Annotated in this window: 13 protein-coding genes; 4 read left to right on the top strand and 9 right to left on the bottom strand. The window is 46.6% G+C overall.

Features of this window, described 5'->3' with window-relative positions:
- Positions 1-44: 44 nt before the first annotated feature.
- The 9 genes from greA to grpE form a co-directional block, all read right to left on the bottom strand.
- Positions 45-521, bottom strand: coding sequence for a transcription elongation factor GreA (gene greA / locus EST55_RS01005; protein ID WP_088768523.1), 477 nt, complete (start codon positions 519-521; stop codon positions 45-47).
- Entirely contained in the window at positions 518-3,742 is a 3,225-nt protein-coding gene (carB, locus tag EST55_RS01000) for a carbamoyl-phosphate synthase large subunit (protein WP_129496195.1), read from the bottom strand. The genes greA and carB overlap by 4 nt, the downstream gene beginning before the upstream one ends.
- 52 nt (positions 3,743-3,794) lie before the next feature.
- Complete coding sequence (carA, locus tag EST55_RS00995; protein WP_100690454.1) at positions 3,795-4,940, bottom strand: glutamine-hydrolyzing carbamoyl-phosphate synthase small subunit; 1,146 nt, start codon at positions 4,938-4,940, stop codon at positions 3,795-3,797.
- Positions 4,941-5,125: 185 nt separating this feature from the next.
- Entirely contained in the window at positions 5,126-5,926 is an 801-nt protein-coding gene (gene dapB / locus EST55_RS00990) for a 4-hydroxy-tetrahydrodipicolinate reductase (protein WP_129496194.1), read from the bottom strand.
- Between the two features lie 2 nt (positions 5,927-5,928).
- On the bottom strand, positions 5,929-7,158 hold the full coding sequence (locus EST55_RS00985) for a dicarboxylate/amino acid:cation symporter (RefSeq protein WP_129496193.1): 1,230 nt from the start codon (positions 7,156-7,158) through the stop codon (positions 5,929-5,931).
- Positions 7,159-7,305: 147 nt separating this feature from the next.
- Entirely contained in the window at positions 7,306-8,142 is an 837-nt protein-coding gene (locus tag EST55_RS00980; RefSeq protein ID WP_129496192.1) for a M48 family metallopeptidase, read from the bottom strand.
- 45 nt (positions 8,143-8,187) lie between these two features.
- The gene (gene dnaJ / locus EST55_RS00975; RefSeq protein ID WP_088768529.1) at positions 8,188-9,339 is read right to left on the bottom strand and encodes a molecular chaperone DnaJ; all 1,152 of its coding nucleotides are present in this window, start codon (positions 9,337-9,339) and stop codon (positions 8,188-8,190) included.
- A 90-nt stretch (positions 9,340-9,429) separates the two neighbouring features.
- Positions 9,430-11,358, bottom strand: coding sequence for a molecular chaperone DnaK (gene dnaK, locus EST55_RS00970; RefSeq protein WP_088768530.1), 1,929 nt, complete (start codon positions 11,356-11,358; stop codon positions 9,430-9,432).
- Between the two features lie 104 nt (positions 11,359-11,462).
- Positions 11,463-12,122, bottom strand: coding sequence for a nucleotide exchange factor GrpE (grpE, locus tag EST55_RS00965; RefSeq protein ID WP_129496191.1), 660 nt, complete (start codon positions 12,120-12,122; stop codon positions 11,463-11,465).
- Between the two features lie 142 nt (positions 12,123-12,264).
- Here grpE and nadK point away from each other — a divergent pair, with 142 nt between their 5' ends.
- The 4 genes from nadK to EST55_RS00945 all read left to right on the top strand — a co-directional run bounded on the left by nadK (position 12,265) and on the right by EST55_RS00945 (position 18,118).
- A complete protein-coding gene (gene nadK, locus EST55_RS00960; RefSeq protein ID WP_100690459.1) occupies positions 12,265-13,155 on the top strand; it encodes an NAD(+) kinase in 891 nt (296 codons plus the stop codon).
- A 108-nt stretch (positions 13,156-13,263) separates the two neighbouring features.
- Complete coding sequence (gene recN / locus EST55_RS00955) at positions 13,264-14,928, top strand: DNA repair protein RecN (RefSeq protein ID WP_129496190.1); 1,665 nt, start codon at positions 13,264-13,266, stop codon at positions 14,926-14,928.
- 87 nt (positions 14,929-15,015) lie between these two features.
- Positions 15,016-15,366 carry an outer membrane protein assembly factor BamE gene (bamE, locus tag EST55_RS00950; RefSeq protein ID WP_100690461.1) on the top strand — a complete coding sequence of 117 codons (351 nt, stop codon included), beginning with the start codon at positions 15,016-15,018 and terminating at the stop codon, positions 15,364-15,366.
- Positions 15,367-15,394: 28 nt separating this feature from the next.
- Positions 15,395-18,118 carry an insulinase family protein gene (locus EST55_RS00945; RefSeq protein ID WP_129496189.1) on the top strand — a complete coding sequence of 908 codons (2,724 nt, stop codon included), beginning with the start codon at positions 15,395-15,397 and terminating at the stop codon, positions 18,116-18,118.
- The last annotated feature ends 23 nt before the right edge of the window (positions 18,119-18,141 follow it).

The raw sequence follows: 18,141 nt of genomic DNA, 5'->3' as shown, positions 1-18,141 counted from the left end.
AACCTAAGTTTCCAGCCCTTAAAAACTTTAAGAAATTTAGTGTGTTACTTGTACTCTACCTTAACGACTTCGTACTCAACTTCACCATTTGGCGTAGTAACAGTAGCAACATCATCAATTTCTTTACCAATTAACGCACGAGAAATAGGTGAATTAACAGAAATAAGATTCGATTTTATGTCCGCTTCGTCATCACCGACAATTTTGTATGTCACCTCTTCGTCGGTCTTAGTATTGTACACAGTGACTGTCGCACCAAAAATGACTTTGCCATTGTTCGGTACTTTCGTCACATCAATAATTTGAGCGTTAGAAAGCTTCGATTCAATTTCTTGAATTCGGCCTTCACAAAAACCTTGTTGTTCACGTGCTGCATGGTACTCCGCATTTTCTTTTAAATCGCCATGCTCCCGTGCGTCGGCAATCGCCTCAACAATGCGAGGTCGCTCTACCGTTTTTAAGCGCTTCAGCTCATCTCTTAACAGCTGAGCGCCCCGTTCCGTCATTGGAATCTGGTTCATACTAACGATACCCTTTTATGTAATTCTTGCACTGAGCTTACTCTAGCTCTGTCGTCCGCCGTGTTTGCTTTTACCGTCGCGAACGCTGCATTTAATGTGGTGGTGTAAATCACTTTATTCAATAGAGCTTCACGGCGAATGTAAACAGAGTCTTCTATCGCCTGACGACCTTCTACTGTATTAATGATATAACTGTACTCGCCATTTTTTATGGCATCAACAATATTTGGCCGACCTTCCTGAAGCTTGTTGACGATAGAGCAATCAATGCCCTCTTCTGCCAGCATTTTAGCGGTACCGCGGGTGGCCTCTAAGCTGAAACCTAAAGCTAACAAGCCACGCGCAAGATCCATAAGGCGCTGTTTATCGCTGTCTTTCACAGAAATAAGCGCTTTACCTTTTTTCGCTAACGCTTCACCGGCACCAAGGTTCGCTTTTGCGTAGGCTTCTTCGAAGCTTTCGCCAACGCCCATAACCTCACCCGTTGAGCGCATTTCAGGACCTCGAATTGGATCGACCCCCTGGAACTTCGCAAACGGAATGACCACTTCTTTAACCGAGTAATACGGTGGAATAATTTCTTTTACGTAACCTTGTTCTTCCAGGCTACGTCCCACCATAACCCGCGCAGCTACTTTCGCCAACGGCACACCTGTCGCCTTTGAAACAAAAGGTACGGTACGAGCGGCGCGAGGGTTCACCTCAATTAGATAAATTTCATCGTCTTTTACAGCAAATTGCGCATTCATTAAGCCGTTTACGTTCAATTCAAACGCCAATTTACGCATCTGTTCGCGCAATTGCGCTTGAATGATGTCACTCAGAGAATAAGGCGGCAACGAACATGCCGAGTCACCTGAGTGAACACCGGCTTCTTCAATGTGCTGCATGATGCCGCCAATCAACACATCTTTACCGTCGCAAATGGCGTCGACATCAACTTCAATTGCGTTATCCAAGAATTTATCCAACAGCACAGGCGCATCATTTGACACTTTTACAGCATCGGTTAAATAACGCTGCAAGTCGGTCTCGTCATACACTATTTCCATAGCGCGACCACCAAGAACATACGATGGGCGAACGACCAACGGATAGCCAATGCGCTTCGCTTCGGTCAGAGCCTCGTTAAAACCTGTGACTGTTGCGTTTTCAGGCTGCTTCAAGCCCAAACGACGAACCGCTGTTTGGAAACGTTCGCGGTCTTCTGAGCGGTCGATAGCATCTGGCGAGGTGCCAATAATAGGTACACCATTGGCTTCTAACTCACGCGCAAGTTTCAACGGAGTCTGGCCACCGTACTGAACAATAACGCCTTTCGGCTTCTCAATACGAACAATTTCCAGTACATCTTCTAAGGTAATCGGTTCGAAGTACAGACGGTCGGACGTATCGTAATCGGTTGAAACAGTTTCCGGGTTACAGTTCACCATAATGGTTTCATAACCGTCTTCACGAAGCGCCAGCGCCGCGTGAACACAGCAATAATCGAACTCAATACCTTGTCCGATACGGTTAGGTCCGCCGCCAATAACCATGATTTTTTCTTTATCAGACGGTTCGGCTTCGCATTCTTCGTCGTAACTTGAATACATGTATGCAGTGCTTGACGCGAACTCTGCTGCACAGGTATCTACGCGCTTATAAACCGGGTGTATTTTGAACTGTTGACGTTTCTTACGCACTTCGGCTTCGCTGACGTGAAGTACATCGGCTATTCTGGCATCCGCAAATCCACGACGTTTCAGAACGGTCATGACCTCTTTTGAAAGTCCAGCCAAGCCTAGCTCATCAACTTCTTTTTCAAGGTTGATAAGCTCTTCAATTTGAATCAGGTACCACTCGTCTATGCGTGTCAGCTCAAATACTTCGCGAACCGTCATACCTAAACGGAAGGCGTCCGCAATGTACCAAATACGCTCGGCACCCGGTTCTTTCAATTCGCGAATCACCTTTGAGCGAGCGTCTTCTGCCTGTAAGTCAACAACCGGGTCAAAACCAGCTGCCCCCAACTCCAGGCCACGCAGAGCTTTTTGCATGGACTCCTGGAAGTTACGACCAATGGCCATCACCTCACCGACTGATTTCATCTGGGTCGTCAAACGGTCGTTGCAATTCGCAAACTTCTCAAAGTTGAAACGAGGAATTTTAGTGACAACGTAGTCTAACGCAGGCTCGAACGACGCAGGTGTGACACCACCGGTAATTTCGTTTTCAAGTTCATCCAGCGTATAACCAACAGCTAATTTTGCCGCCACTTTTGCAATTGGGAAGCCCGTTGCTTTCGACGCCAACGCCGACGAACGAGAAACTCGTGGGTTCATCTCAATAATGACCATGCGTCCAGTATCAGGGTTAACGCCAAACTGAACGTTAGAGCCACCGGTTTCCACACCAATTTCACGCAGTACAGCCATCGCCGCATCACGCATTATTTGAAATTCTTTATCGGTCAGCGTTTGCGCTGGAGCAACCGTAATAGAGTCACCAGTGTGAATACCCATGGCATCGAAGTTTTCGATGGTACATACGATAATGCAGTTATCGCTTTTATCGCGCACCACTTCCATTTCGTATTCTTTCCAGCCAAGCAATGACTCGTCAATGAGAAGCTCATTCGTTGGGGACAAGTCCAGTCCGCGACGACAAATTTCTTCAAACTCTTCGCGGTTATAAGCAATACCGCCACCGCTTCCGCCCATTGTAAACGACGGACGAATAATGCAAGGAAAGCCTAAGCGGTCAAGGACATCGAATGCTTCTTCCATGCTGTGCGCCATTTCTGCATTGGGCGTTTCCAGACCAATGGCCTTCATGGCTTTGTCAAAACGATCTCGGTTCTCCGCTTTATCAATCGCGTCGGCGTTGGCACCAATCATTTCTACTTTATAGCGCTCCAACACTCCATGACGATCCAAATCTAATGCACAGTTCAGTGCGGTTTGCCCGCCCATCGTCGGTAAAATAGCATCCGGACGCTCACGCTCAATGATTTTCTCAAGCACTTCCCAGTGAATTGGCTCAATGTAGGTCGCATCGGCCATTTCCGGATCGGTCATAATAGTTGCCGGGTTCGAGTTTACCAATATCACTCGGTACCCTTCTTCGCGTAGCGCTTTACAGGCCTGGGCTCCAGAGTAATCAAACTCGCACGCCTGACCGATAACAATCGGACCTGCGCCTAAAATCAAAATGCTTTTAATGTCGGTACGTTTTGGCATAAGTCGCTCTGTCTATCCTCTCGCTATACGTAATTGCTTATTGAACAACGAATTACGCATTAGCCTGCATTAATTCAATAAAATGGTCGAAAAGCTCACTGGCGTCATGCGGACCAGGACTTGCTTCCGGGTGTCCCTGGAAGCTAAAGGCCGGTTTATCGTTACGGTGAACGCCTTGTAAGGTTCCATCGAACAATGAGCGATGCGTGACATCGAGGCACGCCGGCAGATTTTCTTCATCAACCGCAAAGCCGTGGTTCTGACTGGTTATCATAACCTGCTTCGTTTTAAGATCTTGAACCGGGTGGTTCGCACCATGGTGACCAAACTTCATTTTGACGGACTGCGCACCACTGGCAATTGAGAGCAGCTGGTGACCTAAGCAGATACCAAAAATTGGGATGTCTTTTTCCAGAAAGGTTTTAATGGCTTTTATTGCATAATCACATGGCTCTGGGTCGCCCGGTCCATTCGATAAGAAGATGCCATCCGGGTTCATTGCCAGAACGTCTTCTGCAGTCGTTTGCGCGGGTACCACGGTTAGTTTACAGTTTCGGTCAGCCAATAGCCTTAGGATATTTTGTTTGCAGCCGTAGTCGTATGCAACAACATGATATTTAGACTGCTCTGGCTGGGTGAAGCCTTCGCCCAATTGCCAACTTCCACCCTTCCATTCATAAGGCTGGTCACAGCAGACTTCTTTTGCTAGATCCATGCCTTTTAACCCTGGGAACTCTTGCGCTAACTTCAGCGCTTTCTGCTCGTCAAGCTCACCGACAATAATACAGCCATTCTGAGCGCCCTTTTCTCGTAGTATTCGAGTCAAACGACGCGTATCAATATCAGCAATACCCACCACATTATGGCGCTGCAAATAGGCACTGAGTGTTTCTTCTTTTCGAAAGTTACTGGCTTTCATGGCCATATCACGAATAATAAGACCTTTCGCCCAGACGTTATCAGACTCTTGATCTTCTGAGTTAGTGCCTGTATTGCCAATGTGGGGGTAAGTGAGGGTAACAATTTGTTCGGTATAAGATGGGTCGGTAAGAATTTCCTGATAGCCTGTCATTGCCGTATTAAAGACAACTTCACCGACGGCGGAGCCTTCCGCTCCTATTGCGGTTCCGCGAAAAACGGACCCGTCGGCAAGCACCAGAATCGCTCGTTTAGCGGATTGACTCGCTAGAATACTCAAGGGCAACCTCCGTACATAAAAAAACGGGTGAATCAAATAATTTGACTTCGCCCGCCTTGCGTCCTGAACCGCGCATTTTGCCTGTTACATCCAAAAGCACGTTAACTGACTGAATTAACTGCCCGAATTGACTTAGGCAAATTGCACTTATTCTACGAAATTTTACCCAAATCGTCCAGTTATATTTATTGCTTGAGTAACTGATTAAACACCTTATTGAGCTTCAGTATGTCCTGCATACTATAGTAGCCGGGCTTCTGGTCTTGTAACCATAAAGCCGCATTGACGGCACCTTGTGCAAAGGTATTTCTATTGCTGACTTTATGGCTCAGTTCTATGCGTTCACCTTCTGTGGCAAGAGTCACCTGATGTTCACCAATAATATCGCCGGCTCGCATGACCGAGAAGCCGATACTGTCGTCTTGCCTGACGCCATCACCACGTACTCCGCCATTCACGGTAGTCCATTCTTGCTGTCTGCCTACTGCGGCGGCTTCTCCAAGCGCAATAGCCGTGCCGGATGGCGCGTCCTTCTTGTGTTTATGATGAGCTTCAAATATCTCAATATCAGCCGTTGATAAAGCAGCACTCGCCAAAGCAACTAACTGCTCTAATAACGCAATACCGACGCTGGTGTTGCGAGCGTATAGAACCGGAATATCTTCAGAGACTTTCATTAACTGTTGCTGCTGATTATCGTCCAAACCTGTCGTGCAAACGACAATTGGAATACCGTTCTGGCAAGCAAACGAGAGATTGTCGTCAAGAGCTTCGGGTAACGAAAAGTCAATGAGTACGTCGATATTCTGAGCGTTAGTGTCTTGCAGCGACGTATACTGAAGTCCATCTTTCAGCTCTTTCCCATAGGAGCTACTGACTGCTCGTACAACTGCCGCGGTTAATTTCGCGTTCTCACTTTGGCTAAGCGCACTAACAACCGTTTGTCCCATACGTCCGGATGCACCCAAAACCCCAACTTTCAACATTATTACGACTCCATTTTAGCTGTGCTGTCATCCTGCAACAGGTTTTCGCTTCGTGCAACTACTCGTGACACCATCATATCACCGGTGACATTTGTCAGCGTTCGCGCCATATCGATGATGCGGTCAATAGCAGCAATAAAAGCAATGCCTTCGAGTGGCAAACCAATAACATTCAATGTCACCGTCAGCATAACTAAAGCTGTGCCCGGCACGCCGGCTGTCCCAACAGAAGCGAGCGTCGCGGTTAACATGATAAGCCCGTAGTCCATCCATTCTAATGGGATACCATACAACTGTGCGATAAATATTGACGCAACAGCGGGATAAATACCACCACAGCCATCCATATTAATGGTCGCACCTAACGGCAATACGAAACTTGCGTAGTCTTTTGATACTTTCAGGCGTTCCGTTACTGCTCTGTGAGCGGCCGGTAACGAGCCGAATGAGCTGCACGTGGTAAACGCAACAACTTGTGCGTCAAACACGGCTTTAAAGAACTGCCAGGCGCTCATACCGCCGGCAGTGCGAACCAAACCACCATAAACAACCACAATATGAATAAGGCATGCCAAGTAAATAACACCAACAAACTTAGCCAGCGGCAGCAACGTTGAAAAACCATATTCACCAATAACCCAAGCCATCAGACCAAAGACACCAACAGGCGTTAACTGCAAAACCATGCGGGTAATTTCATACATAACTTCGGCGCCCGACTTGATCGTTTTACGCAACGGCTCTGCCTTTTGACTTAACCGTTGGATCGCAATACCAACCAGCGCCGCAAAAACCACTATTTGCAAAACATTACCTTCTGTCAGCGCCGCAAATGGGTTATCAGGAACAAAGTTGAGAAAAACGTCTGACACACTCGGAATGTTTTTTTCATTTTGTTCAGTTGGGGTCAAAACTGTTTCGGGGGTAATGTCGATAACGGTCGCCAGTGTCAAACCTATTGCACTGGCAATAACCGCTGTGAACATGAATAAACCAATGGTTTTTACACCCAGTCGTCCTAATTTTTTGCCATCGTTTAGGTCAGTAATGGCGCTGACAATGGCGCAAAAAATTAACGGCGCCACCAGCATCTTTATGGCTTTTATGAACAGATCGCCAAGTGGCTTAAGCGCTATACCGACGTCTGGCGCCAATCCTCCAATCAGCATACCCCCAACAAACGCGCCTAAAACACGCTGCCAAAATGGAATTGCAAACCACACTTTTAACATACTACTGCCCGTTAGTCGGATAAATGGGCGATAGATTAGTGACTCACTGTTTAAAGGGAAAGAACCGGTTGATATACCTTATAACCGTTTAAACAAAAAAGCGCGGCTAAAACAAGCCGCGCTTTATATACTGAATAAAAGAAGAATTTACTTGGAGACTTTATCAAGCGATGCAGGTCGTTGACAGTTAGGTGTATTTCCTGCAGCAACCGCTTGCTGATACCGGCTTTGAAGCGAGGGTATTTGCGCTTCTAAGTCCCGAATACGAGTATCCGGATTCGGGTGAGTAGACAATAATTCTGGTGGTGCAGAACCGCCTGAAGCGGCTTTCATATTGCGCCATAATTCAGGGGCCTGGTCGAGCTGAAACCCCGCATCAGCCATATATTCAAGACCCAGCTCGTCAGACTCAGATTCATGCGTTCTCGAATACGGTAAAAGAACCCCCACTTGCGCGCCAATACCCAGTGCCGCCATGAGCAAACCCGCTTCTTTGCTATCAAGCTGGCTGTTTGCAATAACGCCGCCAATCTGCAGACCAAGGCCGACCAGCATATTACTGGAAATACGTTCATTACTGTGCTCAGCAATAACGTGACCGATTTCATGGCCAATCACTGCGGCTAACTGATGTTGATTTTCGGCCGTTTCCAAAAGGCCGTTGTATACACCGATATAACCGCCGGGCAAAGCGAAAGCATTAACCGTAGGCTCATCAAATACCGTCACTTCCCACTCTTTCTCAGAGTACTCGTTAGGTAAAGTATCAACCAACGCATCTGTTACACAACGTACATATGCGTTGATCTGCTCATCCTTATTGATCTTCCCTTCTTTTCGCATTTCTTCATAGGAGGCAGCGCCCATTTTGTTCAGCTCACTGCTCGAATATAACTGCAATTGTGAGCGGCCAGTTGGTGATTGCGCGCAACTGGCCAAAGTCACTGCTGCGGTAATGCCTAACAAAGCTGTTTTTAACTGCATTTGCTGCCTCCGTTCATTAACTAACACCTTATAGTGATAGCTAATTTATCCACGTAAGTCATCAAAAAATTGCTTTACGCCGTCAAAAAAACCTTTTTCCTTAGGTCTGAACTTTGCCGCTTCATCACCGGTTCCCATAGACTCTTCCAGCTCTTCGAGCATTTCACGCTGTTTCGAAGACAAGTTCACTGGTGTTTCAATCACCACCTTACAGATAAGGTCACCGACAGCCCCTGTTCGAACTGACTTAACGCCCTTGCCACGCATACGGAAATGTTTACCGGTTTGCGTTTCTTTAGGCACCTTCAGCTTCACTTTACCGTCCAGGGTCGGCACTTCTATTTCTCCGCCTAACGCAGCTTTGGTAAAGCTGACCGGTACTTCGCAGTAAAGGTTGTTACCGTCGCGAGAGAAAATTGGATGTTCGCGGACATGCACTTGAACATATAAATCCCCTGCCGGCGCGCCGTGCTCACCCGCTTCACCTTCATTGGCTAAGCGAATACGGTCGCCAGTATCCACACCTGCTGGAATTTTCACTGACAAGGTCTTAGTTTCTTCTTTGCGACCCTGTCCATGACAAGTACGGCATGGGTCACTAATAATTTTACCTGTGCCCCGACATTGCGGGCAGGTTTGTTGAACCGCAAAAAAGCCCTGGCGCATTTGGATCTGACCAGCACCATGACAGTGACCACAGGTTTGAGGCTTGCTGCCTTTCTTGGCACCGCTACCGTCACAGTCTTCGCATTCCACCAAGGTAGGAATTTTCAGCTCTACGGTTTTACCTCGCACCGCTTCTTCCAACGACATATCCAGGTTGTAGCGTAAATCCGCACCACGTTGTGCACGTGCTTGTTGGCGTCTACCACCACCAAAAATATCACCGAATACATCACCAAAAATATCAGCAAAATCGGCACCACCGCCAAATCCGCCGGCGCCCGGGCCGCCACCGCCCTGACGTGCCTGTTCGAAGGCTTCGTGCCCATATTGGTCATACATCTGGCGCTTCTGCGGGTCAGATAAGACCTCGTAGGCTTGTTTTATCTCTTTAAATTTTAATTCAAGGTCTTTATCGCCTTTCGTGCGATCCGGGTGATACTTCATCGCCATACGTTTGTATGCCTTCTTAATATCACGGTCGCTGGCGTCTTTTGAGACCCCAAGAATTTGATAGAAATCTTGTGTCGCCATAATGTTACGTCTTCTGTCCTACTCTGATACGAATACACGGGTATTACCTTGCGGCAACACCCGTGTTGATTAGCGAAGTTGCCTTACTGCTTACTTCTTGTCGTCGTCTTTGACTTCTTCAAATTCAGCATCAACAACGTCATCATCCGCTTTTGACGAAGACTGTTCGCCGCCAGCTGCACCTTCAGCGCCTTGCTGAGCTTGCTGTTGTTGAGCAGCTTCCATCAGTTTTTGAGACGCTTCCATCAACGCTTGAGACTTCGCATCAATGGCTTCTTTATCGCCATCTTTAGCTGCCTGCTCAAGCTCTTCACACGCTTTCTCGATAGCATCCTTGTCTTCCTGAGACAGGGCGTCACCCACTTCTTTCAGCTGGTTACGAGTTGCATGAACTAAGCCGTCAGCTTGGTTACGCGCCTGCACCATCTCTTCAAACTTCTTGTCTTCTTCAGCGTGAGCTTCTGCGTCTTTCACCATTTTTTCGACTTCAGACTCATCCAGACCAGAAGACGCTTTAATGGTGATCTTCTGCTCTTTACCAGTGTCTTTGTCTTTCGCCGATACGTGCAGGATACCATCCGCATCAATGTCAAACGTCACTTCGATTTGCGGTACACCACGCGCTGCCGGGCGGATACCTTCCAAGTTAAACTGACCCAATGACTTGTTATCGGCTGAGCGCTTACGTTCACCCTGAATAACATGGATAGTTACCGCAGACTGATTGTCTTCCGCCGTTGAGAAGGTTTGCGATTCTTTCGTCGGAATCGTGGTGTTCTTCTCAATCAGCTTAGTCATTACGCCGCCCATGGTTTCAATCCCAAGTGACAGCGGACATACGTCCAGTAACAGTACGTCTTTCACATCACCAGAAAGAACGCCGCCTTGAACTGCAGCACCCATCGCTACCGCTTCATCTGGGTTCACGTCACGACGTGGCTCTTTACCAAAGAAGTCAGTCACTGCCGCACTCACTTTAGGCATACGCGTTTGGCCACCGACCATAATAATGTCGTTGATATCGCTTACTGACAGGTCAGCATCAGCCAGTGCCTGCTTAACCGGCTCAAGCGACTTCTTAATTAAGTCTTCAACCAGCGACTCAAGTTTCGCACGAGTCACTTTAATAGCCATATGTTTAGGACCAGTGTTATCTGCCGTGATGTAAGGCAGGTTCACTTCAGTCTGCTGCGCAGATGACAGTTCGATTTTCGCTTTCTCTGCCGCTTCTTTTAAGCGCTGCATCGCTAAAGGATCTTTACGCAGGTCGATGCCTTGGTCTTTTTCAAACTGCTCAACCAAGTAGTTGATTAAGCGATTATCAAAGTCCTCACCACCTAAGTGCGTATCACCATTAGTCGCTAATACTTCGAACGTGTGCTCGCCTTCAACTTCATCAATTTCAATGATAGAGATATCGAAGGTACCACCACCTAAGTCATAGACAGCAATAACATTGTCGCCAGACTTCTTATCCATACCGTAAGCTAAGGCAGCAGCGGTTGGTTCGTTAATGATACGTTTAACTTCCAAGCCGGCGATTTTACCCGCGTCTTTAGTTGCCTGACGCTGAGCATCGTTAAAGTATGCAGGAACAGTAATAACTGCGTCTGTTACTTTCTCGCCCAGGAACTCTTCTGCAGTTTTCTTCATTTTCTTCAGAACTTCTGCAGAAATTTGTGGTGGTGCCTTTTTATCGCCATCCACTTCTACCCAAGCGTCGCCATTGTCAGCTTTTACAATTTTGTAAGGCATAATGCCAATGTCACGCTGTACTTCATCGTCTTGGAAACGACGACCAATCAAACGTTTAATTGCGAACAAGGTTTTGTTCGGGTTAGTGACAGCCTGACGTTTCGCCGGTGAACCCACCAAAATTTCGCCATCGTCAGTGAATGCAACCACTGACGGGGTTGTGCGGTCGCCTTCGCCGTTTTCAATAACGCGTGCTTTACCGCCGTCCAGTACAGCAACACAAGAGTTTGTTGTACCTAAGTCAATACCAATTGTTTTGCCCATGATTCGTCTCCAACTCCAGATTCATGAAATTTGTTTCGTTACCCCTTATTTGGGGGCTCTCTATTTCGATTTCAACACCCTGTGACAGGATATTTGATTAATCTTTATGCTTTCGTATCAACACCTGAGTCTGAATTACGCGCAACCATAACCATTGCCGGACGTAGCAAGCGGCCATTTAACTCATAGCCTTTTTGCATCACTGCCATAATGGTGTTATTTGAATGCTCGCTTGACTCTTGCATCGACATTGCCTGATGTAAATCAGGGTTAAAGGCTTCGCCCTCTTCACCCACTGCTTTTACACCGAACTTTTCTAATGTTGAGGTAAGGCTTTTATAAGTCAGCTCAATCCCTTCAATAAAGTTGCGGCTTGATTCGTCATGCTGATCAGCCAGTTGCAGCGCTCTCTCTAAGTTGTCCACCGAAGTAAGCAACTCATTAGCGAATTTTTCCAAAGCAAACTTATGAGCTTTTTCAACGTCCTGACTGGCACGGCGTCTTACATTTTCCATTTCCGCCTGTGTACGAAGCACTGAGTCGCGCTGCTCTTTTACCTGAGCTTCAGCTTTACTCAGAGCGAGCTCAAGCTCTGCAATTTTGTCAGTTTGATCGGCTGATGTGCCTGCTGTTTCAGCTTCAGCTGCAGCAGCATCCTGTTGCAACGCGTCTTCTGCCGCTTGCGCAGCCTGCTGCTCTGCTTGCTGTTGCTCAACCGTCTGGTCAACATTCTGTTCAGTCTGTTGGTCTTTCTTATCCGCCATATTTGACTCTCTTCAGTCGGGTTTAAATTGAGGTTGCCAAGTTAATGGGGGCAAGTTTTTTACTTTCAAGGGGCTTTCTATGACTTGATAAATTTTCCACCTGATATTAGCGTTAACAGCCTAAACCACAGGAACTGTCATTATGAGCGCATTTCAAAGAATTGGCTTACTAGGTAAGGTCAATGACCGCGGCACACAACTCACTTTAGAAACGGTGACGACGGCATTAAACGAACGTGGCTATGACATAGCACTTGAATCCCGCACCGCTGAACAGTTACCTCAGAAGCTGCTCGAGTCCGGTAAAATAAAAACCATGGGCCTTTCTGAATTAGGTGAATGGGCGGATATTGCGGTTGTCGTCGGCGGCGACGGTAATATGTTAGGAGCAGCCAGAGCCCTGTGCGAATACGACATAGGAGTTATTGGTGTGAACCGGGGCAATTTAGGCTTTCTGACTGACCTAGACCCTGACGAAGTAATGACCCACTTGCTTAACGTTTTAGAAGGCGAATACCATGTTGAGAAACGTTTTCTACTTTCCGCTGAAGTGATTAGCAACGGGTCTCCGGCTGGTGCAGGGCGTGCCATTAACGAAATTGTTCTGCACTCTGACAAAGTCGCACACATGATAGAGTTTGAGCTGTATATTGACGACCACTTTGTCTTTAGTCAGCGTTCCGACGGGTTAATTTGCGCCACCCCTACAGGTTCCACGGCCTACTCACTGTCCGGTGGCGGCCCTATTCTGCACCCGAACCTCAACGCAATGACGTTGGTGCCTATGTTTCCGCATACATTGAGTAGCCGCCCTATTGTTGTCGACGGAGAGAGTCATATACGGCTGCGTGCGGCCTACGACAATGATTTATTGCAAATTAGCTGCGATGGCCACGTACGGATGGCAGTGCATCCAGGCGATGATATTGTTCTTAAAAAACATGATCATGCGTTAAAAATGATTCACCCCGTCGACCATAACTATTACCACGTACTGCGTAACAAACTCGGCTGGGGCAGCCGACTATTTTAGTCGTGATAAGCAAACTGAGCTTGCAATAAAAAAATAGTACTGTATAAATACTGTATAAACTGTACAAATCAACAGTACTCTGAACGTACACGTCTATAAGGTGCATTTATGTTAGCTCAGTTACACATCCGCAATTTTGCTGTCGTAAAGTCTTTAGATATCGATTTCGCAAAAGGCATGACTGCCATCACGGGCGAAACCGGGGCTGGTAAATCCATTGCCTTAGATGCTTTAAGCTTATGTTTAGGTGCCAGAGCTGACGCTAACTGGGTCCGGCCAGGTCAGGACAAAGCAGAAATTAGCGCAGTTTTTACGGTTGATTCAAACAGTCCTGCCGCCCAGTGGCTTAATCAAAATGACTTCGATTCGGAAGAAGAGTGTATTTTACGACGTGTCATTCAGCGCGATGGTCGCTCAAAAGCCTGGATAAACGGTACCCCGGTTGCGCTAAACCAACAAAAACTGCTGGCTCCCCTATTAGTTAATATCCACGGGCAGCATGAACACCAATTATTATTAAAAGAAGACCATCAATTAGAGCTGCTCGATAACTACGCAAGACACACTGATTTGCTGTCAGCGGTTGCAGCGCAGTACCGCCAATGGTTCGAGCTTGAAAAGGAGTACAAGCATTATATTCAGCAACAAGATGAACTGGAGGCGCAACGACAATTACTTGAATATCAGGTGGAAGAACTGAATGACTTTGCGATTACTGAAGGCGAATTTGAAGAACTGGAACTACGCCATAAAAAGTTAAGTCACAGTAAATACTTAATGGAAGCCAGTGCCTTTTCACTCAGTGCGCTTTACGAGGGCGAGCATAACAATGCAACAGGGCTGGTTTCTTCAGCGAATCAACGATTGGAAGAAGCAGCGGATATCGATGAGCACCTAAAGCCGGTTTGCCAGTTATTGGAACAGGCCAAAGTACATATTGAGGAAGCCGCACTCGAACTGAGACATTATCAGGATGAACTAGAGCTCGATCCTGCTGAGCTGGACATTGTTGAAGAGCGCCTCAGTAAAGCCATTAGCTTAGCCAAAAAGCATCAGGTTGCCGCTGCTGATTTGTGGCAACATCACCAAAAACTGAATGCCGAACTCGATAACATTGTTAATGCTGATAAAAACCTTGAACAGCTTGATGCCGATCGCCAGCAAGCTGAAACTGATTACCGTGCATTGGCGCAGAAACTTTCTTCCAGTCGTCAAAAAGCAGCTGATGAGTTGAGCCAGAAAATTACACAGTCAATGCATGAGCTCAACATGCCTCACGGTCGATTCATTATTGATGTCGAGCATGACTCGGCTAAAAAGGCATCCCGTCTGGGTACTGATGATATTCAATTTGAAGTGACAACCAACCCAGGCCAGCCACTGCAGTCTCTCAGTAAAGTTGCATCGGGCGGTGAACTTTCGCGTATTAGTCTTGCCATACAGGTCATGACAGCAACCCAGAAGTCAGTGCCAACTATGATGTTCGATGAAGTTGATGTTGGTGTAAGCGGCCCAACTGCGGCTATTGTTGGCAAGATGCTACGTGAGCTTGGAAAAACCGCTCAAGTTATTTGCGTCACTCACTTACCACAGGTTGCTGCAAAAGCTGATAATCAGTTCCAGGTCAGTAAATACAGTGACAATGATGAAACAGAAACGACGGTAACTGCTCTCAGTCATAACGAGCGGGTGACAGAGCTTGCTCGCTTATTAGGCGGAGATAGCGTTACCGATATGGCAAAAGCAAACGCAAAAGAACTTTTAGCAAGTTAGTCGCTGACTGTGCTGGTGTTCAGGGGCTGCTTTGTTTATCATCGTCAAAAGTCGAATACAGTGACAATAAAGAACAATAGGTACTTCATGACCAAATTTGCAGTTTGTATCGCCGCACTCCTGAGCTTAGGCGGCTGCTCCATGCTTGATAGTATGGTTTACAGAATCGATATTCCTCAAGGCAATTACCTTGAGCAGGACGATGTTGATAAACTTCGTGTCGGCATGACCGAAGAGCAGGTTATTTATGTGTTGGGTAAGCCGGTTGCTGAAAACAGTTTTGACTCAGACCGTTGGGTTTACCTCTACAACATGAATCCGAACGAAGGCAAAATATACCGTAAAGAACTCATATTAACTTTTAATAACGAGCGGCTAAGTGATTTAAGCGGTGATTTTGCAAAGTCAGAACAGTTTGATCAGCCTCTTGATCAGTAATAAGCCCTAACATGAACTAAGGAGCATTATGGCGAACTCCTCAACGCCTGATGAGCTCGTCCGTGTTGTCCGAAGTCCCAGTGACAAACGTGACTATCAGCACTTGGTTTTAGAAAACCAACTTAAAGTGCTGCTAGTCCATTGTCCTGACAGTTCCAAGGCTGCTGCATCAATGGCCGTAAACGCAGGCCACTTTGATGATCCACCTCATACTCAAGGCCTCGCTCATTTTTTAGAACACATGTTTTTTATGGGCAGCCAGTCTTACCCAGAACCAAGTTCATTCAATGACTTTCTTAGTGCACATGGCGGCCAGCATAACGCCTGGACAGGTACAGAGTTCACGAATTTTCATTTTGACTGCAACGCCAACGCTCTGGAAACCGCTTTAGAACGCTTCGCATCAATATTAAAAGAGCCTTTATTTTCTAATGAGTGGGTGCAAAAAGAAAAACAATCAATCGAGTCAGAGTTTCGGTTAAAGCAAAAAGATGAACTACGTCGGCTTTACCAGGTTCATAAAGTCACGGCGAATCAAGACCATCCTTTTTCCCAATTCTCTGTCGGAAACCTGAACACATTAAAAGATGATAAACACGGCACCTTACAACAAAAGTTAATTCAGTTTTATCAAGACCACTATAGTGCCAATCAAATGCAATTGGTGGTTGCCGGACCGCAATCATTAACTAAGCTAGCGGATATCATTCAAACGCTTTTTGCTGACATACAAAACCACAAAAAGCCCAAACTATCGATTAAAGCTCCGCTTTATACCGCCGAGCAAAAAGGACTGTTTTTGCAGGTGAGACCGTTAAAAAAAGCCTACCGCCTAATTCTCACCTTTCCATTGCCGGGCATAGATCAAGACTACCGAAATAAGACCACCAGCTTTATCGCCCATATAGTTGGGTACGAGGGGCCCGGCAGTTTATTTAACTGCTTACGTGACAAAGGCTGGATAAACTCTTTGTCAGCCGGCGGCGGTATTAGCGGCAGTAACTTTAAAGACTTTAATGTTAATATTCAGCTAACGGAGTCGGGTCGCAAAAATATAACGACGATACTCCAGTGGGTTTTCGCCTACTTAGGCAAAATCAATACCGACGGAATTGAGGACTGGCGTTATCAAGAGAGGAAAGTCACATCAGAGCTGAGCTTTTTGTATCAGGAGCCAACTCCTGTTGGTGAATTAGTTAGTCAGTTAAGTATTAACGCCTTCCACTACAGCAAAGCCGATATCATTTACGGTGATTACCGAATGGATGGGCTCGATCATGATTACGCAGCGAAGCTTTTAGCCCTCATGACGCCAGCGCATAGCCGCATTACCTTAATCTCGCCAGATGTCGAAACGAACCAAAAGGCTCCCATTTACGATACCGAATACAGCGTAACAAAGCTCACCGAGTCTCAGTTAGACCTTTTCACTCGGTTCCCCTGTGACTTCAACGCCATGTTGCCTAAACGTAACCGCTTTATAAACGACCGGCTACACCCTCAACCCCTGGAATCAGAAAATGCGTTGCCCACGTGCCTTTCAAGTTCAGACTTAATGGAGCTTTGGCACCTACAAGATAACGAATTTAGAGTGCCAAAAGGTCATATTTACTTGGCCCTTAAGCTACCAGCTGTCACTAGCTCAGCCTATTATTTTGCTATAGCAAGGCTTTGGTCAGAGCTTATCATTGATGCGCTAAACGATGACCTCTACGACGCGGAAGTTGCCGGGTTGCATTTTAATATCTACCCCACTCAACAGGGTATTGTCATTCATACTACCGGGCTATCCGAAGGGCAACTGCCTTTAATGTCACATTTAATGAAACGGGCATTGCTATTAAAGTTCGCTCATCGTCGCTTCCGGGATATCAAACACACTTTGGTCGCCAATTGGCAGTCGGCTCATCAAAATCAACCCTTAAACAAACTCTTTGCAGAGCTAAACCAACAATTACAGCCGGGACTATTTAGACTACCTGAGCTGGCCAATCAGCTACTGTCTTTGTCATTTCGTGAGTTTACTCAGGCATTAGAAAAGATGTTTGAACCTGTCTATGTACAGGCCTTTATGCACGGAGACTGGCAGAGCCAACAGGCTGATAGACTCGCAACACTTATTCGTGAAAACTTACCCACACAGCAACCGGCCGCAAAAGACAGAGAGACGGTAAAAAGGGTTGGCGATTTTCTGAGCAAAACGCTGGAGGTGCCCTGCTCTCACTCGGATAACGCCGTGTTGTTTTACCAACAGGGTAATAATGACAGTGAACAAGAGCAGGTGTGCTACATGCTGCTGCAACAACTGGTGCATCAACCCTTCTTTCACGATATCCGCACCAAGAAACAGCTTGGCTACGCAGCAGGAAGTCAATATTTTCCGATACAACGACTACCAGGCATTCTCTTCTTTATTCAGTCAAACACAGCTTCAACCGACAGACTAACGACTGAAATTTTAAACAGTCTGGAGCAACTCTTTGTCCAACTGGACTCAACAACCCTGAAAGCCTGGCATCACAGTAAATCCGTGCTGGAGCAACAAATTCGCACCCGAGACCGAAGTTTACGGGTTAAAAGTCAGCGCTTATGGGGCGCAATACAACTCGGCGACACCTCATTTAATCGGCAATTAAGACTCCTTGACGCATTGGGTAAATATCAATTGGCTGACTGGCTGTCTGACATAAAACAAAAATTGTCACAAAATTCAGGATGGTTAAGGCTTCAAACTACCTCGCAAGGCAAGTAAAATAGGCTTTGACAATAAAATGT

Source organism: Idiomarina sp. 29L (assembly GCF_004123135.1).
In the GTDB taxonomy this organism is placed as follows: domain Bacteria; phylum Pseudomonadota; class Gammaproteobacteria; order Enterobacterales; family Alteromonadaceae; genus Idiomarina.
This window is presented reverse-complemented; position numbering and strand designations above follow the sequence as displayed.